Source organism: Spirosoma jeollabukense, from assembly GCF_054777855.1.
This window is the reverse complement of sequence record NZ_BAAHAD010000001.1, coordinates 135,369-155,619: the sequence shown is the minus strand read 5'-3', so window position 1 is coordinate 155,619 and position 20,251 is coordinate 135,369. Positions and strand designations below refer to the sequence as shown.

14 protein-coding genes are annotated in these 20,251 nt (G+C 50.4%); 5 read left to right on the top strand and 9 right to left on the bottom strand.

Annotated elements, in window-relative coordinates; all coding sequences use genetic code 11:
* Nucleotides 1-14 precede the first annotated feature (14 nt).
* Nucleotides 15-662 carry an RNA polymerase sigma factor gene (locus ACYVEA_RS00605; RefSeq protein ID WP_461111349.1) on the bottom strand — a complete coding sequence of 216 codons (648 nt, stop codon included), beginning with the start codon at nucleotides 660-662 and terminating at the stop codon, nucleotides 15-17.
* A 182-nt stretch (nucleotides 663-844) separates the two neighbouring features.
* Complete coding sequence (locus ACYVEA_RS00600; protein WP_461111348.1) at nucleotides 845-1,249, bottom strand: globin domain-containing protein; 405 nt, start codon at nucleotides 1,247-1,249, stop codon at nucleotides 845-847.
* Between the two features lie 268 nt (nucleotides 1,250-1,517).
* Here ACYVEA_RS00600 and ACYVEA_RS00595 point away from each other — a divergent pair, with 268 nt between their 5' ends.
* The 4 genes from ACYVEA_RS00595 to ACYVEA_RS00580 all read left to right on the top strand — a co-directional run bounded on the left by ACYVEA_RS00595 (nucleotide 1,518) and on the right by ACYVEA_RS00580 (nucleotide 8,931).
* Nucleotides 1,518-2,291: a LytR/AlgR family response regulator transcription factor gene (locus tag ACYVEA_RS00595; RefSeq protein WP_461111347.1), complete on the top strand. Its 774-nt coding sequence runs from the start codon at nucleotides 1,518-1,520 to the stop codon at nucleotides 2,289-2,291.
* Nucleotides 2,276-5,299 carry a sensor histidine kinase gene (locus tag ACYVEA_RS00590; protein ID WP_461111346.1) on the top strand — a complete coding sequence of 1,008 codons (3,024 nt, stop codon included), beginning with the start codon at nucleotides 2,276-2,278 and terminating at the stop codon, nucleotides 5,297-5,299. Before ACYVEA_RS00595 ends, ACYVEA_RS00590 begins: the two co-directional genes overlap by 16 nt.
* A 416-nt stretch (nucleotides 5,300-5,715) precedes the next feature.
* Nucleotides 5,716-7,860, top strand: coding sequence for a T9SS type A sorting domain-containing protein (locus ACYVEA_RS00585; protein ID WP_461111345.1), 2,145 nt, complete (start codon nucleotides 5,716-5,718; stop codon nucleotides 7,858-7,860).
* 210 nt (nucleotides 7,861-8,070) lie between these two features.
* Nucleotides 8,071-8,931 (top strand): hypothetical protein, encoded by an 861-nt coding sequence (locus ACYVEA_RS00580; RefSeq protein WP_461111344.1) that lies wholly within the window; start codon nucleotides 8,071-8,073, stop codon nucleotides 8,929-8,931.
* Nucleotides 8,932-9,113: 182 nt separating this feature from the next.
* Here ACYVEA_RS00580 and ACYVEA_RS00575 read toward each other — a convergent pair whose 3' ends face one another.
* Together ACYVEA_RS00575 and ACYVEA_RS00570 are read right to left on the bottom strand one after the other, a co-directional pair.
* On the bottom strand, nucleotides 9,114-11,132 hold the full coding sequence (locus tag ACYVEA_RS00575) for a M13 family metallopeptidase (RefSeq protein ID WP_461111343.1): 2,019 nt from the start codon (nucleotides 11,130-11,132) through the stop codon (nucleotides 9,114-9,116).
* Between the two features lie 231 nt (nucleotides 11,133-11,363).
* Nucleotides 11,364-11,567: a hypothetical protein gene (locus ACYVEA_RS00570; RefSeq protein WP_461111342.1), complete on the bottom strand. Its 204-nt coding sequence runs from the start codon at nucleotides 11,565-11,567 to the stop codon at nucleotides 11,364-11,366.
* A gap of 379 nt (nucleotides 11,568-11,946) precedes the next feature.
* Here ACYVEA_RS00570 and ACYVEA_RS00565 point away from each other — a divergent pair, with 379 nt between their 5' ends.
* Nucleotides 11,947-12,534: a response regulator gene (locus ACYVEA_RS00565; protein WP_461111341.1), complete on the top strand. Its 588-nt coding sequence runs from the start codon at nucleotides 11,947-11,949 to the stop codon at nucleotides 12,532-12,534.
* A gap of 148 nt (nucleotides 12,535-12,682) precedes the next feature.
* On the opposite strand, the gene ACYVEA_RS00560 is transcribed toward ACYVEA_RS00565, so the two are convergent.
* The 5 genes from ACYVEA_RS00560 to ACYVEA_RS00540 form a co-directional block, all read right to left on the bottom strand.
* Complete coding sequence (locus ACYVEA_RS00560; protein WP_461111340.1) at nucleotides 12,683-13,789, bottom strand: Gfo/Idh/MocA family protein; 1,107 nt, start codon at nucleotides 13,787-13,789, stop codon at nucleotides 12,683-12,685.
* 89 nt (nucleotides 13,790-13,878) lie between these two features.
* Nucleotides 13,879-15,372, bottom strand: coding sequence for a DEAD/DEAH box helicase (locus ACYVEA_RS00555; RefSeq protein ID WP_461112933.1), 1,494 nt, complete (start codon nucleotides 15,370-15,372; stop codon nucleotides 13,879-13,881).
* Between the two features lie 213 nt (nucleotides 15,373-15,585).
* Nucleotides 15,586-18,138 carry a glycosyl hydrolase gene (locus ACYVEA_RS00550; RefSeq protein ID WP_461111339.1) on the bottom strand — a complete coding sequence of 851 codons (2,553 nt, stop codon included), beginning with the start codon at nucleotides 18,136-18,138 and terminating at the stop codon, nucleotides 15,586-15,588.
* Between the two features lie 138 nt (nucleotides 18,139-18,276).
* Nucleotides 18,277-19,407 (bottom strand): FAD-dependent oxidoreductase, encoded by a 1,131-nt coding sequence (locus tag ACYVEA_RS00545; RefSeq protein WP_461111338.1) that lies wholly within the window; start codon nucleotides 19,405-19,407, stop codon nucleotides 18,277-18,279.
* A gap of 63 nt (nucleotides 19,408-19,470) precedes the next feature.
* The gene (locus ACYVEA_RS00540) at nucleotides 19,471-20,235 is read right to left on the bottom strand and encodes a DUF6597 domain-containing transcriptional factor (protein WP_461111337.1); all 765 of its coding nucleotides are present in this window, start codon (nucleotides 20,233-20,235) and stop codon (nucleotides 19,471-19,473) included.
* Between the last annotated feature and the right edge of the window lie 16 nt (nucleotides 20,236-20,251).

Genomic DNA, 20,251 nt, shown 5'->3' with positions numbered 1-20,251 from the left:
TCTTTTTGCAGGAATTAGGGAAGCCAGCCCGAAAAGCATAAAATCAACATAGGAATAGTGAAATCTTCCCAGTTTTCCCGAATGTGCGTCAGTGCTTTATGTAAGTGATTGGAGACCGATTGACGGTTGATGTTCATGATCTGGGCGATATGATCAACATCTAACCCTTCGAAGTAGCGCAGGTACAGCGCTTCCTGCTGGCGAACAGGCAGGTTATTGATGGCCTCTTTTATTTTGTGGGCGGTCATTTGCTCTTTTTCCAGGCCGAATAGTACGTCCTGGAAATTTTGTTCCGGGGCCATCCCGGCAGCTTCCTCCTCATCTACCCACCCCCGACGGTAGACCCGCTGTAACTCCAGCAACATTTTATGCCGGAAGGATTTGAACAGGTATTTTCGAATGGAATCGGTGGGGCTTAACGACGCCCTCTTCTCCCACAGGTACACAAACATATCATGGAGGCAGTCCTCAATCAAGCCAATATCTTTGGTAAATCGAGTGCCAAAACGAAATAAACCAGTGTAATGATGCGCAATGATCCACTCAAAGGCCACGTGATCCCCTTCTCTAAACCGTTGCCAGAGTTGTTTATCAGATGGATATCCAGTAGGAAGGGCAGTTTCAATCATAAAAATCAACAGCGGTCCTGGCGTATCAAGCATTCGCTCTAGTGCCCATTTATTGAAAGGGGGAAAATGCCGCTTTATTGTCCATGTACTAAACAAAGTCGCCTTATAACTAATTTCCCAAAAAGTGGTCCCACCGTATTTTAATGTACTTTTGAACTGGTACAAAACGACTGTCAAAACAAGGTTTAGGGGCACGCCGTCCGAGAACGGGCGGGCTAACCATTTTCCAACATGAATTGGGTCAGCTCGTCGTAACACGCTACCCAGGCCTGCTGTACGGCACCGTTCCAGTCATTTCCCAACCCTCGTTCTAGCGTCCACAGCAAGGCTTCTTTAACGGCCACGTAGTGTTCAGGCTTTACACCATAGCCTGTATGCGTACGGCCTAACTGGCTGATATCCTGCGCTACGATCGTGGGTCGGTCAAGACGAGCCACAATGATACTCAACATATCAATGAACTTTTTATACTGCCTGTCCATCGAGCCCGTAAACATCGGTCGCAGCGCCGGGTAAGTTCTGAACAGTTGCCCATAGAAGACGTCTCCCAGCACGGTTGGGTCTACCTCGCGCAGGAGTTTCCAGGTTTGTTGAACGAGCTGAAGTTGTTGATTCGTCATGGTAAGATCCTCAATAGATCATTTAGTAGTTACGAAACAAATGACTGAATAAATGCAAATGTTGCCAATTTTTCTTTCACGACTCGTTGGTATTGGCTGTTCAGTAGTGCGTAACCGGGCCTGATGCGCACCGGACCCGGGCTACACGCTTCGAGCGTAGTTTTGCGTCATTAAACCTGAATTCACTACGTCTCACCCTTGAAAACTTGTAAGGGATAGCTGAAAATGAAAGATTTAGGCTAGATTTCCCCGATAGAACCTTTCTGCCATGAATGCCCTCATTATTGAAGACGAAAAACTGGTGGCCCTCGAACTAACGGCCAGTATTGCTGAAGTCGATCCAAACATTACCATTGTCGGCACCGTTGGTAGCGTAAAAACGGCTCTGCGGTGGTTTGCCGAGAATGCGGAGCCCGACGTGATTTTTGCCGACATTCAGCTTTCCGATGGAATCAGTTTTACTATCTTCGATAAGTTTACTTTGACGTGCCCTGTCATTTTTACCACGGCTTATAATGAGTACGCCATTCAGGCTTTTAAAGTAAACGGCATTGACTACCTGCTCAAACCCGTCGACTGGGGCGAACTTCGGCTGGCCATTGCCAAAGCCCGTTCCTTAACCAAAAGCCACAACAAGACTGCCCTCGATGTCCAGAAACTACTGGATGCCCTACGTATACCCGCCATCGGCAAGCCTACCTATAAAGAACATTTTTTAGGCAACGCCCGCAATAGCTGGGTGCCGGTTCGGGTAACGGACATTGCGTACATTCTGCGGGATGAACTAAACTTTATGATCACCAATGCCGGGGAACGCTACATTCTGGATTACGCGACACTCGATGAAATTGAATCGTTGCTCAACCCCAGTCAGTTTTACCGCGCCAGTCGTCACTGCCTGGTCAATATCAACGCGGTACAGAGCGTGAAGGGGCTGGCGAATCTGAAACTTCTCCTCGTTCTGAAAACACCCAATCATCAGGTTTCTATCGACATCAGCCGCGACAAGGCCCCTTCTTTCAAGAAATGGTTGGAACAATAATCCATGTCTGTTGTTGGCTGGCCGGGCTGCTGGCGTTCCTGGCCGGACCAGTGGCCGCTCAACAGCGCCCCGTTCATTTTGAATTTGGTCACATTCGGGAGCAGGATGGGCTTTTGTTGCAGACGGTCATCTGTTTCCAGCAAGACCGCGATGGCTTCCTGTGGGTGGGTACTACCAACGGCCTCAATCGCTATGATGGTACTCACGTTGTCCGGTTTCGTCACCAACGTAACAACCCGCGCTCCCTGCTGAATAATCAGATTTATGCCCTTTGCGAAGATAAGCAAGGCCATATCTGGGCCACTTTTGAGAATGGTATTAGCTGTTTCAACAAGGCTACCGGCGAGTTTCGGCATATCACGACCGTTCAGAACCAGCCGCTGGGCATCTGTAAAAATATTCGCTGTGACCGGGCAGGAGACGTGTGGTTTACGAGTCGGAATCGGGGCTTGTTCTGCTATGAAACAAAAACCGGTGCGGTGCAGTATTTCCCTTGTTACCCTACCGACAGCACGGGAGACATCCGTACCTTACCTAACGGCCTGGTCGAAGACCCGTTCCAGGCTGGTTTCTGGATGGCGGAGATTCACGGCATTCGCTACTTCGACACGGTCCGGCGGCAGTTTACGACCTATCGGAAAAATCCCAAAAAGCTATCCATTTTTACGCCGAATGACGTCTCCGCCTTAGCCATTGATGGCAACTGCCTGCTGATTGCCGATCACACGGATCAATGCATTGTATTCTACGATCTGCAACACCAGCGGGTTAGTAAGCGCATTAAGCCGACGAACCCAAGGGATCGCGAAGACTTTTATGTGGCCAGTATTTTTGTTGACAGGCGGCACAAGCTGTGGGTGAGTACGTGGGATGCCCGGTCGTTTTATATGGATGCGCAGACGGACCAGGTGACGAACCTGAGTCAGGCGAAAGCCGAGCCGACCTCTCTGGGTTCAGATTTCAACTGGAACGGCTGGCAGCATCCCGACGGATCGGTCTGGCTGGGTACTGCCAACGGAATTGCCTATACGAACACAGAACGAACACTATATGACGTCTACGACCTGTCAGCCCTATTTCCGGCGTTGTCCGATGAGCGCGGAATTATCAGCTTCGCCGAAGAAGCAGACGGATCGTGGTGGCTGGGTTCGTCGATAAGAGGGTTGTTGCACTACGTCCCGTCTACAAACCGGCTCGATGTATATCGCTTGCCCAATCGCACAGCTAAGTACCCCTGGGGGATGCCGGTTACGGGGCTGAGTCGGCGCGGAAACGAGCTTTTTGTTGGCTCGGACCATGCAATTTACCGCTTCAATACCCAAACGTATCAATTTCGGGAAATTCCGTTACCTCCCCAGGCCAGGTCGGTTTACCTGCGCTCTTTTCGGCTTCAGGGGGATCGGTACTGGGTATTTGGCGATGGTAAACTCACGTTTGCCTATGATATACCCACTCAGCGCTGGCAGGTCTACCCCATTCAGTCGACAAATCAGGACCCACGGTTTCTGGTTCGTCAATCCCTGCTCGATCGACGGGGGGAGCTATGGCTCGACATCTATCCTGAAGGCTTTGCCCGCTTTGTTCCCGAGCAGCAATGTTTTCGGGTGACCGACACCCGGCAGACCGACTATGAAAACACGATTCATTCGCTGGCCGAAGATCGGGATGGAAGCTTTTTGATGGCAACCACCATGCATGGTCTGGTCCAGTACGACCCGCTCCGGCGTCAGGATTTGATTCGGGCTGAAAATGACGCGATGACACTCAGCCAGTCAACAGCCGCGCTACCCGACCGTTTCGGCAATATCTGGGTAGCTGACGTCAATGTCTTTTCCGTGATTACCCAGGCTAAAAAACTGGTACTCAACTTTACTTTACCCATTAATGAACACACCATTCGGTACGATTCATACCTGTTTCCCATGCGCAATGGGCATATACTGTCGACTCAGAAAGGACACGTAGTGGAGTTTAAGCCCGAGAACCTGGGCCGCTCGCCCGTACACCAGACGGTATTGCTCAACCGCATTCTCTTGCCCGATACGATCCGGACGCTCTATAGCAACACGCTTCCCGTCCACCTGAAAGTTGACGAAAACACATTTGCGATTGAGTTTAGTGTCCTGTCGGCCACCACTAAATACCGATATTTATACAAACTGGAAGGGTATGATGATGGCTGGAACGAAGCGAACGGGCAAACGCAGGTCAATTACACCAAGATAAGGGGCGGTGACTATATATTCCGGGTCAAAGCGGTAGCTGGTGAAACAGAAACGGGCGAAACCCGCTTACCCATCCATATCGACACCGCCCTCTATAATACGAGCTGGTTCAGGTTTATCCTGCTAGCCTTGTTGCTGAGTCTAACGTACTGGTTTTACCGGCATCGTATCCGGCAAACTGCCCGGCTGCATCATTTTCAGATTCAGACGACGCGGCTGGAGCGCGACAAAGCCCAGATTCAATACCAAAATCTCATCAACCACCTCAATCCTCATTTTCTGTTCAATAGTTTGACGTCGCTCAACAGCCTGATTATCACGCAGCCAAAAGAGGCCTCGGTGTTTCTGCGAAAACTATCGGTGATTTACCGGTATATTTTACAAAATAAAAATAAGGAACTCGTCAGCCTGCAGGATGAAGTGAGCTTTGCCCAAAACTACATCGATCTGCAGACAGCCCGATTTGGCCAGGCGTTACAAATTAGTGTCAACATAGATCCGGTATATCTAACCGCTCAAATTGTGCCCGTTACGATCCAGAACCTTTTGGAAAATACCATTAAGCACAACATTCTTGAGGACGAGAGTCCCCTGTATATCCGGATATACACGGCCGATGATACCCTATTTGTGATGAACACGCTGCAGAAGAAAGACTTCGTGGAAACGTCGAACAAACAGGGGCTAGCCAGCTTAAAATCGTTGTATGGGTATCTGAGCAAGCGGCCCGTAGAGGTAATCGAAACAGCCACCCATTTCGTAGTAGGGATACCTCTACTCTGACTATCCACTCAATAGATAGGGGAGCGTCGTCCGGCCAGACGCATCAAAATCTACAGCCTACGCCCCAAGCTATACTAGAATCTGCCTGGGCCAGCTAAATTTTGGCCGGCCCGTTTACCCCTGACCGGTCTATCTTTCAACTCGGCCACTACGTGGTTGGTGGCAACGCGCCGGTTTCTTTGCCCCCTTTGCTTACACGCTCAGGCTCGCCGAGTGGCCAAACAGGTCAACTTCCCCAGTCTACGAGTGAACTAGCTAAAACGCACAACTCATACTATAATTTTTGACCCCCAGGGCGGCCAATCCCCACTTTTGTAGCACCAATCGGCTGCACTCGTACAAGGCTGTCCGATTGGCCTTCTTTCACCATTCACTTACCCATGATTCACACACGATCAGTTTTTACAACCATTATTATGAATCCATGCTTTCTACCATCCTCTGTTTTACACAGGCCACCAGCTGCCAGCCTCAGATGGTTTCGTAATTTCCTGGTTATCAGTATATTGCTTTCCGATTTGCTGAGAGCCAACGCTCAAACCAAGTGGACGCAGCACAGTCAGTTCCGACCGAACTTTGATATACGCGCTGTCGCCTATGGAGCGGGTAAATACGTAGCCGTTGGCGACGCGGGTCTTATTCGGGTATCTACCGACGGTGTTGCCTGGAAAACGCAGGTCGAGAGCTCCCAATCGAATGGTTGGTTAGCTTCCGTTATCTATGCAAAAAACCTGTTCGTCGCAGTGGGATCGTCGGGGAAGGTAATTACGTCGGTCGATGGCCTGACTTGGGTGAAACAGGTTTCGGGTCTCAGCACACACCTGGATAGGGTTGTTTATGGTGGCGGCCTGTTTATGGCGGTTGGCGACCAAGGCAGGGCGATCAACTCAGCGGATGGTATACACTGGACAACCCTGACAACCGGCACCACCACCGATTTTAATGATCTTGTTTATGCGAGTGGACGGTTTGTAGTGGTTGGCGATGATGGGCTGATCAGAACCACACCCAATGGCATTATCTGGACCGAGCAACAGTCAGGAACAACCAAGTCGCTGATGAAAATAGCGGCTAACCCAACCGGGAAACTGGTGGCTATCGGGTTATTCGATATAATCCTGACCTCAACGGATGGAATAAGCTGGAGTAAACAAGAACATGTCTATTATCCTGCTGGTCAATATATTTACTATATCGGCATTTTTTATAACCCGGTAACCAGCCGGTATGTACTCACCATCGGTGGTCCTGATGAGGATATGCTCACATCGAGTGATGGTAAGAACTGGACCGCCAGTTCGTCGGGCTCTGAAATGTCTATTCTTTCAGCTCATTACGGTAATGGTCAGTTTGTTGCTGTGGGACCCGAAGGCCGTATGGGCTATTCATCGACAGGACTAAACTGGAATTGGCCAATCGTGGAGAAAGCGCTTAATTTATACGGGGTGGCCTATGGTAATGGGCGTTATGTAGCCGTGGGCGAGTATCCATCCGAAGAGAAACGCTCGCTCCGCTCCAACGTAGCACTTACCTCCGTGGATGGTCAGCATTATGGAATTGGCGAAACCATACACTTGCCCGGCGGTGGGAAATGTTTTTACGACGTCGCCTTTGGGGCGGGTGTGTTTGTCGCCGTAGGGGAGGATGCGATCATACAAACCTCGGCCGACGGGAAAGTCTGGAGTTATAGCAGTGTCAACTTTGGGCAAACCCTGCGGGGAATTACCTACGGCGGTGGATGGTTTGTCGCCGTTGGCGATAAGGGCTATTGCGTCCGATCTACCGACGGAAAAACATGGATTCAGAGTCCAACCGGCCAAACTTCCCAATACAATAGTATTACCTACGCCAATGGGCTGTATGTGGCAGTGGGACAGTATGGCGCCATTGCCACCTCCTCGAATGGGATGCTATGGACGGTCCGGAGTACAAACACCACCCAGCAATTAAAGAGTGTTGCCTATGGGAAGGGCGTGTGGGTGGCAGTCGGCTACGACGGGTTGGTGTGCTGGTCAATGGATGGTATTAACTGGGCGCATTACACGGCTGATCCAACTGCCCGTTTTAATCATGTGGTATTTGCTAACGGCCAGTTTGTGGCGGTTTCACTCGATGGTAAACTCTATACGGCACCAACAGCTTATGGCTGGACACCCCGCTCTTCCACCGTCTCGTCTCACCTCTACGGGCTGACGCATGGTCCCGACCAGTTTGTGGCCGTGGGAGTTGATATAACCCTTATTACCTCGCCCAACGATAGAGATGTGCCCAGCAGCCGTGGCCGCCGGGGGCTAACGGAAGGAGAAGTGAGTTGGCAGGCTCTTGTGTATCCGAATCCGATCGAGCAGGATTTCAGTGTCGCTATCGAGGGGGCCAGTGGGCAGCTAGTTCGGCTGTGGCTGGTGGATCTGCAGGGCCGAACAATTACGGATCGACACATCCAGGTGGAGGCTTCGTCGCATCAGGAATCGATGAGTCTGGAAAATCACGCGCCGGGCACCTACCTGTTACAGGTGAGCAGCCCGACACAGAGTCAGACCATAAAGTTGCTCAAACAATAATCGCTCTGGCCATTTCGGCGGAAGACGGACAGTAATCCCAAAACAACTCATCTTCCGTTAACTACGGTTCAACGAACTAATGGTAGCTACTCAAGGTAAAATTTTTGCCTGGCAGCCCGGACGAAGGCCACCTTTGCCACACAATTACAAACGTAATGCCCCGGTACCTCCGGGATCAACTCTATTTCAAGTAAAAACCACACAGTACCCATGAACACGTTGTTTCAAAAAATTACCCCTGGCCTTGTCCTGGCCCTGTCCTTAAGTCTGACTTCCTGCGAGAAAGACAGCCTTCTCACCCCAGAGCCAGTGGGCAGCGCCCGGTCGGGCGCCGTGAATGATGTCATTGAAGCAGGTATCCCTCAAGTTCATAAACTCGCCCACTATGGTGATGCGACGCTGACATACGCCGACAATGGCCGACTGTTACAGGTAACGACCCCCATACGGGGTGGATTGAGTATCCAGACGGATTACACCTACAGCCCTGGGAAAATCAGAGCGTTTTCCCACCAGGGAAAAATCGTACTTCGTGATGAAACGTTTACCCTCAATGGCAGCGGCCGCTGCACCGAGTCCGCTGAAGAGATTACGGTTATCAATAACAATACGCCGTCTCATTACGTAAGGGAGTGGAAATTTACCTACAATGCGAAGGGCCAGTTATCGTCTTGCCAGAATAAAAATAGCTGTGTTGGCGGGTTTTTATATGACTATAACGCTGACGGCGATATGAGTAGGGCGACGGAATCGACGGGTGTGTCGAGCAGTATTGAAACAACATTTAGCTACAGTCAACCAGGAAGTGGTCCAATGCTGAGTGATAACTACCCGTTGAACGTTATAGGCGTGAATGAACACGATGCCTACCTGCGGATTTTTGGCAAACCGAGCAAGCACCTGGTCACGCTTGCCACCCGGCAGGGTTCACTCGATGGCGACTACTACGCCTACCTGCTGGACGCGGATGGGTACGTGACTCAACGCAAGCAGTACCAGCTAATTGGGGCCGCACTGGTCGATACCAAGTCGTATGCCTACGTGTTGACCAACATCGGTTTTTCGTTCTGAACGGCCTATCGAGGGCGTCAGGTATACAATTGTCAATAGTAATGACCATTCGATTGAATCGAATGGGTCGATACCAAGTCGTATGTCATTGGCAAACCGACGTTTAACTAAACGATAATCAACCAGGGGCTTCAATAAACCAGTGAGTAACTCACTGGTTTATTGAAGCCCCTGGTTGGATTTTACCAAACGGTTATCCGTTCTTTTTCAGGTTTATACATTTTGTCGCCCGGTTGCACACTAAAGGCGTTGTAAAAAGGCGTGAAGTTCATCAGCGGGCCGTTCACGCGCCACTTGGCCGGGGAGTGTGGATTGGTGTTGACATACATGCCCATAAACGCATCCCTGGTTTTTACGCGCCAGATCCTGGCTATCGAGATAAAGAACCGTTGATCAGGGGTAAATCCATCCAGTTTTGTCGTGCTTTTTCCCTGCTCAGTCAATTTGAAGGCGTCATACGCAATGGCAACTCCGGCTATGTCGGCGGTGTTCTCACCCACGGTTAAGGCCCCTTTTACATGCACGGAATCCAGTACGGTAAACGAATTGTATTGATTAATGACCTGTTGGGTTCTGGCTTTGAATTTGGCGTAGTCCGCTTTGGTCCACCAGTTTGTTACGTTGCCGTCTTTATCAAATTGGGCGCCCTGATCGTCAAACGAGTGGGTTATTTCGTGCCCAATCACCATACCAATGCCGCCATAGTTCAGCGCATCATCGGCATTCACATCGAAATAAGGGGATTGTAAGATGCCAGCCGGGAAAACAATTTCATTCAGCGGAGGATTATTGTAAGCCGTTACGGTAGGCGGAGTGGTATGCCACTCCGTTCGGTCGACCCGCTGGCCCACTTTAGCCAGGTTGTAGCTGTACTCATTTTTAGTAGCCGCCAACTGGTTTTCAAAGTAACCACCTCTTTTTACGGCCACTGTCGAGTAATCCCGCCATTTATCCGGATACCCGATTTTCTGATTGAAGGCATAGAGTTTTTCTTTGGCCTTTGCCTTGGTGGAGTCGCTCATCCAGTCCAGCTTGTTGATGCGGGCTTCAAAGGCTGTTTTGAGGTTGTCGACCAGGGCGGCTATCCGTTTCCGGGCCGCTTCGGGAAAATACTTTTTCACATACAACTGGGCCAGGGCATCGCCCAGCGAGCCATCAACCGCCTGGGTCATTTCTTCGGCCCTTGTTTTCTTAACGGCTTGTCCAGTCAGAATTTTTGCATAGGCAAACGATGCATCCACAAACGGCTGGCTTAAGAGATTCGCATAATTGGTCAGCGCATGCGCTTTTAAATAGACTTTCCAGTCATCGATGGGAACGGATGTTAACATCGTATTCAACTGATCATAATAAGCCGGTTGGCCTACGTTGACCGAATCCGCCTTTACGCCTAAGTTGTTCAACAACGTAGTCCAGCTTAGAGTAGGCTGCTTTTGTGACAGGTCTGCGACCGACAGTTTGTTGTAATTCGCCTTAACATCCCTGCGCTCAATATTGGTTCGATGGGCCAGGGCGAATTGGTTTTCAATGGCGTAGACAACGGTTGCGTTTTTCCGGGCATCCGTGGGCTCTGTGCCAATCAATTCAAACAAGCGGGTGAGATAACTTCGGTATGCGTTTTGAATGGAGCGAGTTGCCGAATCGGTCTTGACATAATAATCCCGTTCCGGTAAGCCAATGCCGGTCTGACCAAACTGCGCAATATTGATCGTACTCTGCTTATTGTCAGGACCTACGTAAAAACCAATGATGGACCGATTTCCTGTTTTTTGTTCGTCAGCCACTAATTTTAGCAATGAAGGGGCATCCATCACGGCATCGATGCGGGCGAGCAGGGGCTTGATGGGTTCATACCCGCGTTTGTTAATGGTAGCTGTGTCCATGCCTGACGCATAGAAATCGCCTACCTTTTGTTCGATACTCCCGGCTGGATGCTGGCTTGCCGAAATACTGTCAAGAATGGCTTGCAGCCGGATGCGCTGGGGGTAATTCATAAAGGAATACGACCCAACACCGGTTTGACTGGCCGGTATGCGGGCGGTATCGTTCCAAATGCCGTTGGCGTAGGTAAAAAAGTCGTCTCCAGGTTTTTTTGATACGTCGATGCCGGTCAGAACGACACGTTTTGTCGTCGGGATAGAAACGCGCTGACAGGCTCCTGTCACCAACAGCGCCAGCGCTAAATAGAATAGTCTTTTCATGGTTTTTACTGAATAGAAAATTGTTAATGGACACCGACTGGTTCACATCAAAATCAACAAAGAATCATTTGGTTGAATCCGAACGGAGAGCGTGGTTCAAAACCAATCTACACCGGTTAGGCTTGATTCCTGCTTTAAGGGCATTGCCAAAGCTAGTCAATAAGGCGCATGGTTGCTAGCAAAGGGCTATTTACAAAGATAGCGTTCAGCGATTATTTATCGCTTCGTTTGTCAGTCGGTTTGGTCATGACAACCAGGGCAGACTGGGTTTGGGAACGTAGCCGGAATGGTAAATTCCGGAGCGTCGATGTCAGGGAGGTCTAGTACGTCAACAGGTGAAGGCGGGTGGGCAAAAGAGCCTTGATACGCTCTCTGGTCTAGTCGCCTGGCCCGTACGCTCACGGATTTGACGATCTGCCGTCTATCTGGCTTCATGGGCCGTTTTGCCCGTTAACCATGATGAGTTATTAGATCCATAACGTACAGCCACTACTCGCTTGAGTGGTGGCTGTTTTGTGAGGGGCGTGGGTGTCTATATGTCTTGGTAACTACGAATTAAATAAGCATTTTTGTCGTGTAGACTGCTGGCACTCTTACAGAACTCAGCTTGACTACGTGTACTGGCTTGTCAGAGACAATGTAGTCTGGTCGTTTAATACTAGGGAGGGAGGAGCAAACTCGCTCGTTATCATTGATTTAGCTGGGGCCATATCCTCACGATAGGGCAGCTATTTGTTAAATGTGATTGTTTTGGTCGTTCTTCAACGTACATATAATCAGAACTTTTAATAAATGGAGATACATTTGGTTAGCTATGCGCCTAAAAAAGAACAAAGGACCGCATCAAAAGCAGTTTGACCAATGGCTGGCTCAATACAAAGCTCGTGTGTATGAATCCTATTTCCTGGCGCCAAGAAATCTGGACATAGATATACGGGAATGTATGGAGTCACAGGCCAGCAAGCCAGTCATCCTGGTCATTGAAGATAGTGCGGATGAGTGGTTTATCCTGAGATGGGTACTGCTTGAGCAGTTTCCGGAAGCTACCCTTATCTGGCTCTCGGACGCAAATGAAATTCTGCCCAAGCTGAACACTGGTATACAAACGGAAGCCGAATTACCTCAAATGATTTTATTAGACCTGTATTTGCCTGGTTTAAAAACAGGATTAGCCGTTTTACAGGCACTGAAATCCCACCCTTTATATCAACGTATACCTGTTGTGGTGACGAGCCGATCTACTGACCCAGACGATATAAAAGAAGTATATACCTATTCGGCCAATGCCTATATCGTTAAACCCGCCAGACCCGTGGAATGGAAGGAGCTATTACCCATGCTGCGTAGCTTACTGGAAGAGGAAAACAGCACAAAAAATTCAGCAGGTAATCATAAAAAGTAAAACAACGTACGAACTTTAGTCAGGTAGCGTCAGAGGTACCACAAGCTGAGATCAACGAGTGGATCGAGCACACCGACCGGATTGCCGAAACTCATACTACGTTAAGAAAGGGGCTGAGAGTACATTGGCAAAGTAAATTGCCTGGCTTCTAACTGCCCCAGTCGAGCTGAATTTTTCGTCCCGTTTCGGCGGATTGTAGAATCGCCCCAATCAGTTTCATATCTTTCCAGCCTTCTTCACCCGATGCTTCGGGCTTTGTTTTCGTCCGAATTGCCTGCCCAAAAGCGTCAATCTGCGCAATTTGTTGATACTGGTGCGCCGGTACGTCCATGATACCTTTACTCGTAATGCCCTGTGCTCCAGTAGCATTATAGGCTGACTCAAGCTTAAACCAACCGCGTTCGCAGGTAGCATAAAGCCGGTCGACGTAGGAAGAATACGTAGTGCTGCAATGGGCTACCGTTCCGCCCGGAAATTCGAACTGCCAGAAAACCGTTTCATGAATGTCTTTGAAGTGCACCTTGTCGAACGTAAAGGCCTGCGCCGTCACGCTGATGGGGTCCAGATTGAGCGTTCGACGGGCACCCTGAATGGCATATATGCCTAAATCCATGATGGCCCCACCACCCCCGATTTTCTTGTCCAGCCGCCAGGAGTTTGGCCCCGGCACGGTAAAACCTAACCCCGACTCAATCACTTTGACATGCCCAAACGTTTTGTCGGCAGCCAGCCGACGCATTTCCAGATGGTGCGGTTCAAAATACAGTCGATACCCAACCGACAACTGAACGCCCGCTTTCTCGCAGGCCGTAATCATCTGGCGGGCTTCATCGGCGTTCATTGCCAGTGGCTTTTCACAAATGACGTGTTTTCCCGCCTGAGCCGCCCGAATCGTGTATTCGGCATGAAGAAAATTAGGAAGCACTACGTAGATTATATCAATATCGGGGTTGTTCCGAATCTGGTCGAAGGTCTGGTAATTATAGATGTTCTTCGCCGGAATAGAATACGTAGCGGCCCAGATTTTGGCCTTCTCGGGCGAGCCCGTCACGATACCCGCCAGGTAGCAGTTCTGGGTTTCGAGGAGTGCCGGAGCCAGTTGCTTGGTCGCGTAGTTTCCAAGTCCGACCAGGGCAACGCCCAATTTCTTCGGAGCAGGTGGCTCGGCAAACAAACCGGATGACTGCGCCAACAAGCCACCCATCGCTACGGAAAGTGTTTGTATCGTTATTCGGCGGGACATGAGAGCCGTCATAAGAAGCGGGTTCTGTTTAGGGGCAAAAGATAACAAAAAAGAAAGCCCGGAATAATTCCGGGCTGTTATCTATACAAATTCACCAAAAACTAGTCAGCCGTTGGGGCAGAATCTGTCGGCTGACTTGGCCGGGATACCGAAGCGCCCCCTTCACCGCGTGGTTTCCGGCGTTTTTTCCGACGTTTAGGCTTGTCCGATGGCTGCCCGTTTGGGGTTGCCAATTGAGTTAATTGAGTTGGTGCGGCTACGTCAACGGCGCCACTTACGGGTGCCTCAACACGCGTTCCTTCTTCCGGGCGAGGTCGGCGATTTGGGTCATCGCTCCGGTCACGTCGACGGTCGCTGTGGCCTTCGCGACGTTCACCAGACGGAGCACTTCCACCGCCCGCCCGACGGTCGCCCCGATTTCCATCGCGGCCACCTCGGCCAGCGCCAGCGTTTCCACGGGAACCTTTGCCCCGTAGTCCACTAAATCGTTTCGGGTCGAACTCGGGCGATTTTCCCATGCCCAACTCTTCCGTTATGGACCGTTTTTCAACTTCGCGCTCAATCAGTCGTTCGATATTGACGATCCGGTTTTGGTCCTGATCACTCACGAACGTAATGGCCGTGCCCGTTGTGGCAGCCCGCGCCGTTCGGCCAATGCGGTGAACATAATCTTCGGCGTCGCGCGGAATGTCGTAGTTAACAACGTGCGTCAGGTTGTCGATGTCGATGCCCCGGGACAGTACGTCAGTAGCGACCAGAATCGGGAAGGCTTTGTTTTTAAAATCCCGTAGCACCACTTCCCGGTCGTCCTGCTCCAGATCGGAACTGATGCCGCGCGCGTCGTAACCGAGTTTGCTCAATGCCCGCACAATGCTGTTTACTTCTGACTTTCGCGATGTAAACAGCACCATACTCTGCACGGGCTTCGTGCTGGTTTTAATCAGATGCGCCAGTAATGGCAGTTTCTGGCTATCGTAGGCCATATAAAACTGCTGGTCAATACCGGCTGCCGGTTTCGATACGGCCAGCCTGATTTCTTCGGGATCGATTAAGATCTTCTTCGAAAACTCCCGGATTTTGTTGGGCATCGTTGCCGAGAAAAGCAACGTTTGTCGCTTACTCGGGATTTTCTCGACGATGTTCATAATGTCGTCCGAAAAGCCCATGTCGAGCATCTTATCGGCCTCATCGAGCACCAGGTAGTCGATTCTATCAAACTTGACGTAGCCAAGTTGCATGTGGGCAATGAGTCGTCCCGGCGTGGCGATAATAATGTCGGCGCCCGTTTCGAGCGCCTTCCGTTGTTTGTCCCAATCGTCGCCTTTGCCTCCGCCGTAAATGGCGATGCTATTCGCCTGCACGAAATACCCAAAGCCTTCTACCTGTTCGTCAATCTGCTTGGCCAGCTCACGCGTCGGCACCAGAATAAGCGTGCTGGTGTGGTCGTGGTCGGCGTGAGAAATTCGGTCGAGCAGGGGAATAAGGTAGGCAGCCGTTTTGCCGGTACCGGTCTGGGCACTGGCAATGAGGTCGCGCCCTTCGAGGATTTTGGGAATGGCCATCTCCTGAATGGGAGTAGCCTTTAAGTAATTCATGGCGTCCACCCCGGCCAGCAGGTCGTCGTGGAGATTAAATTCCTGAAATGTCAAAGTAAGGTAGCAGCCGCTTCGGCGGTCCGATAGTGAATGTGAAAAACCGCTGACCTTAACTTCCCGGCCAGCAAACCGTCGCAAGTCATACGCGACGCCGAGACGTTTCGTTTGATTTGAAACAAATATAACGAAAAAGCGTATCAACCCAACATGCCATCAGGGCATAGTTGTCAACTGGATTGGGCCAAGCAAGCCCGATGGCATGGGTTCCCACGTCGACGCATCGAACGGTTGATAGCGAATGTCGACAATGTTGATGTCGTAGAATTTCTTCCAGCCGGGGTTTTGCCGGTCATACAGCCGCATGTAATTGGCTGACAGATTCGTTACGTCGATCTCCAGTTGATTCGCCCCATGCCGGAGCCGGTTGGTGGGAATCTGTACCTGGAAAGGTATACACCAGGCCGTTCCAAGCGGCTGTCCGTTCAATTGTACTTCGGCCACTTCGCGCACATCGCCCAGATCAAGCGTATAAGCCTGACTGGTATCGGCGGTAGTCGGTATGTTGACGGTTGTAACGTAGTGCGCTTGTCCCGAAAAATAGGAAGTCGAATCGCTCAATGTCGTCCACGAAACGAGTTGTGGCAACGAATAGACGGTTGGTACTTTCGGTTTACCCGCCCGAAACTGGAGTTGCCAGGGGCCGACTACTGCCACAGTCAATGCATCGGCTTGCCTCGTTTGGGTTACTGGCGTTACAGGTGGATTGGCCGTTTTTATTACGTTCACAAAACACGATTGTCCCGGTGCAATCCGCAGAAACACTTCGTGCTGTCCAGCCTGGTTTTTTCTCACTGGTACCGACACTATCTGATTCGTCAGGGGATCGTAGCCAGTCGTTGCGCCCGTTGCTGACAGCGGAATCCAGCCCTCGCGGAACCGATCGCCGAGGTTCGTGATAAAGTACTGCGTGGTATCACCATTTTTTTTGCGGATGAAGGACAAACCCGCCGGAGCCAGCTTTTCAGGACGAACGCCAAGACGATCGAGCGTTTGGAAGACGTGATTACTCACGGACACCGAACGAAGCTGACGTAGTACTTTTCCTCGCTGCTGCACTTGCAATGAACGACGCTGATGCTGATAAAAACCCGCTGCCTGTTGCGGCATCTGATCGGCAAATACAATCCGGACGCCCTGTTTGGCCAGTTTCTCCAGGTGCGCCAGTGTCGTCTCAGGCATGTACGTAGTGCGCGGAATCAGCAGAACCCGATACGTAGCGGCACCACTTTTTAGCTGGCCCTGCCGATCAACCGTCAGATTGCGGAGCAGATTGTCCGATACATAATCGAAGGAATAACCACCGTGCAGCAGTTGCTCGCCCAGCTTGCCAAATGGCTGAAGCAGGAGCCAACGCTCCACATGGTGCACTTCCAGTTGATGAATACCACCCGCCGACTTCGCTGGTGTCGCCCAAAGGTCGTGAATGGGGAAATAAACCAGTACGTCGTTGTCGGACTGGCTCCGTTGCAACCGACGCTGGCAACGTTCGATGTACTGGTTTAGCAGCGGGAAATGCGGCCAGAAATGCGATGTTGGTCCATAATGCGTTGAAGCATAAAATAGCCAGCCGGGATAGACTTCGGACGCGGGAGAATAGTTCGTGCCGTGGTAAAAAGTGTGATTGATACCGGCCGTAAACAACTCGTCGATCTGGGGCTTGATCTGCGACAGTGATACGTGAAAATGATTGGCCAGCCAGGTCGTTGTCTCCGAACTCACCAGCGGCTTGCCGGTCAGGTTCGCGGCCGACGAGGCAAACTTCATGGCCAGCGGGTGGGGTGTCCCGAAGCGCTCAACGTCATAGTATTCATCTACGCGAAGTCCTGGAATCGGGAAGCGGCTGCTACCAAAGGATTCGGTTTCGGGAATGTCGCTAAGGGCATACAGGTCCAGCAAATTACCCGGCGATCCGTGGGCCTGGTTGCGGGTTTTATAGCCGTTGCCACGGGCCCAGCTGGTCCAGGTAGCGGTAAAGCCATCGTGCAACAGGTCGGAAAGTGTCTGATGAAAATCCTGCTTCACCCATACCCCCGCATCGATACCCGTCGAATCCAGAAACGCGGGTAGTTGGCTGTTCAGGTCGTAGCCGCGCCGGTTCCGAAATTCGTCGGCAAACTTGGTTGTCCAGTTTGCGCCGTATACTTCATACGAATCATTGTAAACGGCTCTTGGTTTTTGCGGCAGATGGACCAGTGTCGAGTCGAAGCGGGTAAGGTACTGTTGGACAGCCGTTTTGTCGAAATAATCAACCACCAATCCAGCCCCACCGGGAGCCGCCCGTTTTACCTGCTGTTTTGTTAACCCGGTTGTCAGCTTACCATCCGCAATGCCCCATTTCTTTGCCGCTGTAGCCGCCGTTACGTTCGGTCCGCCAAACGGCCAGCCCGTGCCGGTTGTCAGGTCAACACCCATACCAAGCCGGTCAGCTTCGCGGACGGTGTGGGCAAATACGGCCAGCCAGCGCTCCCCCAGAAACGGAATAAACTGTTTTTCGTAGCCATGCACGCCATAGATCGGGATTATATGAACGCCCCCGAGCCCCGCTCCCGAAAACTGCTCTAGTTGCTTTGTGATATCTGCTTCATTAACGGCGCTGCCCATCCACCACCAGTACGTCCAGGGGCGGCTGGTTTGTGGCGTTGGTTGTGCATAGGAAGAAAGTGCAAGACAAAGCAGGAATATCAGAGACGGAAAAGAGGTTCGCATTGGTGTATCCACAGGCTTCAGCCCGTGCGTAAAGGAAATGAAATACGGGCTGAAACCCGTGGATACACTAAAGCCGGGAAACCCTATATCCTAACCAGCCACTGCCGACGTAGCATCTTACGCAAGATCATTGGTGACTTACTGATAAAACGGTTCGAAAGAAAAGTCGGGACGATGCATGGCTATTTCATTCCGGCTTGTCTCCAGTTGCGCTTCGGTTGCATAGACCAGCATTTGTTGTTCATAGTCCTTGATAGCCGCTTCCAGGGTTGCAAAATTTCCGTTAGTCAAGTTATCGGATAAAATCAATGTATCCATCAGTCCGATATTGACGCCCTGACCTGCAAAAGGCGGCATGATGTGGGCGGCATCGCCAACGAGCGTTACAGGCAAGGGACGATTATTTTTCCAGGGCTTGTCTACCGGTATTTTTCTCGTTGGCCATAGCCTAAAAGAAGATGTTGAGCGGAATAATTGTTTATACCATTCACCCCAATCAGAAAGTCTGTTTAAAAGAAACGAAGCTATACTGTCTTTATCCTGAAAGTTTAATCTGTTTGCATCATTCCATCCTTCGGGGGTCTGAAACATTACGTTGTAGCTCAGTAGTCTGCCATTACGTGGGTTGGCTACTAGCGAGATACCCTGGTGTGCGGCCATCAATATCGTATCGTTGCATAGTTGGTAGAACTCCATGCATGTCGTTTCCGGTTGCACTACGTCGCCCTGTAAAATGAGCGTTCCGGTGTATTCGATTGCGGCATCCGTAACCTGTTCTCTTACCTTCGACATGCCTCCGTTTGCGCCGATAACAACATCCGCGGTTGCCTTTGCATTATGTTCAAAATGCAAAAGCCATTGGCCGTTTTGCACTTCAAGCTCTGTGAATTTTCTGTCCCAAACGACGGTATCGCTTGTTAAACTGTCAAGCAGTAGTTGCCTTAAATCGGTTCGGTTTATCTCAGGGTTATCATATTGCTCTTCGGGTGCCGTTTTTTTAGAAAACAATACGTTGCCTTGTTCGTCAGCCACGGTTCGTCCCATGGGGATGGCCAGCGCATAATAACGCTCCAGCAATCCTGCTTTTTTCAGTGCATCCTGCCCTGAACCTTTATGCAGGTCTAATGTGCCACCCGAAATTCTGGTTTGTGCGTTTTTGTCCCGTTCGTAAACGGTTACATCGACTCCTTTTTGTTGTAGTAATCGTGCCAGTGTCAGCCCAACGGGGCCGGCACCAATGATGGCTATCTTTTTATTTCTTAGTAACATGATTTTGCATCGTTTACGGTTGATGCAAAATTGAGGAGGGAGTAAGAGATGAAATAGTAAAAATCAGCCGTTTGGCGAAGGAAGCTTTTTGATGGCAGCCATGTTGATGAAACGTTCCTCTTTGTTTCTGCTTAACTCTTTGGGTGTAACGCCCGAATACTTCTTGATTTCTTTGATGAAATGAGTCTGATCGGTGAAACTGTGTTCTGGGAAAAGGTTGCCTTCGCTGAGGTTTTTGAATGAAGCGCCGAAACGAAGAATGTTGCAATAGCCTTTGAGTGAAATGCCAAACTGTTGATTGAAGTACCGATTGATTTGACGACTACTCCAATACACGTTTTCGGAAAGTTCTTTCACGGTCATTGTGCCATGAGACGCATAAATAAGGTCGAATAATTTCTTCTTTCGGCTGTCGATAGTTTCCGTTGAAATCGTTTTTATTTTTTTTGTGGCCTTGCGGCAAAAGCTCTCCAGGCTGTTCATGTCAGCGGCTTCAAATTGCCAGAAATCATTTGGCATATGCTGCGCTTCATTCAGCACATCTTTCACGGAGTTTCCAAACAAGTATTCCACCGCCAATAACTTGAAACCAATCGAAAACAGTGTCGTGCCTGCTGTGATGGTTACCTGGCTGGGCATCGTGTCAATACCCCTGAGTACCATGTCCCAATTCGCTGCCTTTATTTTCATGAGAGACAGATCAACCATTCCATTTGGCAGTACAATTGACGGAATGTCTTTTTCCGTCTTGTTCTCCACCATCCAGAAGCTGTGCACAAAAGGCGAAATGGACGTATCGGGTAAAGCGGATTTGATTGTTAAGCCCATTTTTTAGGTTACTGCC

Bases quoted from the DNA above. Each gene is read 5' to 3' on its own strand.
- ACYVEA_RS00605 (WP_461111349.1), bottom strand. From the start codon at position 662: ATGCTTGATACGCCAGGACCGCTGTTGATTTTTATGATTGAAACTGCC.
- ACYVEA_RS00600 (WP_461111348.1), bottom strand. From the start codon at position 1,249: ATGACGAATCAACAACTTCAGCTCGTTCAACAAACCTGGAAACTCCTG.
- ACYVEA_RS00595 (WP_461111347.1), top strand. From the start codon at position 1,518: ATGAATGCCCTCATTATTGAAGACGAAAAACTGGTGGCCCTCGAACTA.
- ACYVEA_RS00590 (WP_461111346.1), top strand. From the start codon at position 2,276: ATGGTTGGAACAATAATCCATGTCTGTTGTTGGCTGGCCGGGCTGCTG.
- ACYVEA_RS00585 (WP_461111345.1), top strand. From the start codon at position 5,716: ATGAATCCATGCTTTCTACCATCCTCTGTTTTACACAGGCCACCAGCT.
- ACYVEA_RS00580 (WP_461111344.1), top strand. From the start codon at position 8,071: ATGAACACGTTGTTTCAAAAAATTACCCCTGGCCTTGTCCTGGCCCTG.
- ACYVEA_RS00575 (WP_461111343.1), bottom strand. From the start codon at position 11,132: ATGAAAAGACTATTCTATTTAGCGCTGGCGCTGTTGGTGACAGGAGCC.
- ACYVEA_RS00570 (WP_461111342.1), bottom strand. From the start codon at position 11,567: ATGAAGCCAGATAGACGGCAGATCGTCAAATCCGTGAGCGTACGGGCC.
- ACYVEA_RS00565 (WP_461111341.1), top strand. From the start codon at position 11,947: ATGCGCCTAAAAAAGAACAAAGGACCGCATCAAAAGCAGTTTGACCAA.
- ACYVEA_RS00560 (WP_461111340.1), bottom strand. From the start codon at position 13,789: ATGACGGCTCTCATGTCCCGCCGAATAACGATACAAACACTTTCCGTA.
- ACYVEA_RS00555 (WP_461112933.1), bottom strand. From the start codon at position 15,372: ATGAATTACTTAAAGGCTACTCCCATTCAGGAGATGGCCATTCCCAAA.
- ACYVEA_RS00550 (WP_461111339.1), bottom strand. From the start codon at position 18,138: ATGCGAACCTCTTTTCCGTCTCTGATATTCCTGCTTTGTCTTGCACTT.
- ACYVEA_RS00545 (WP_461111338.1), bottom strand. From the start codon at position 19,407: ATGTTACTAAGAAATAAAAAGATAGCCATCATTGGTGCCGGCCCCGTT.
- ACYVEA_RS00540 (WP_461111337.1), bottom strand. From the start codon at position 20,235: ATGGGCTTAACAATCAAATCCGCTTTACCCGATACGTCCATTTCGCCT.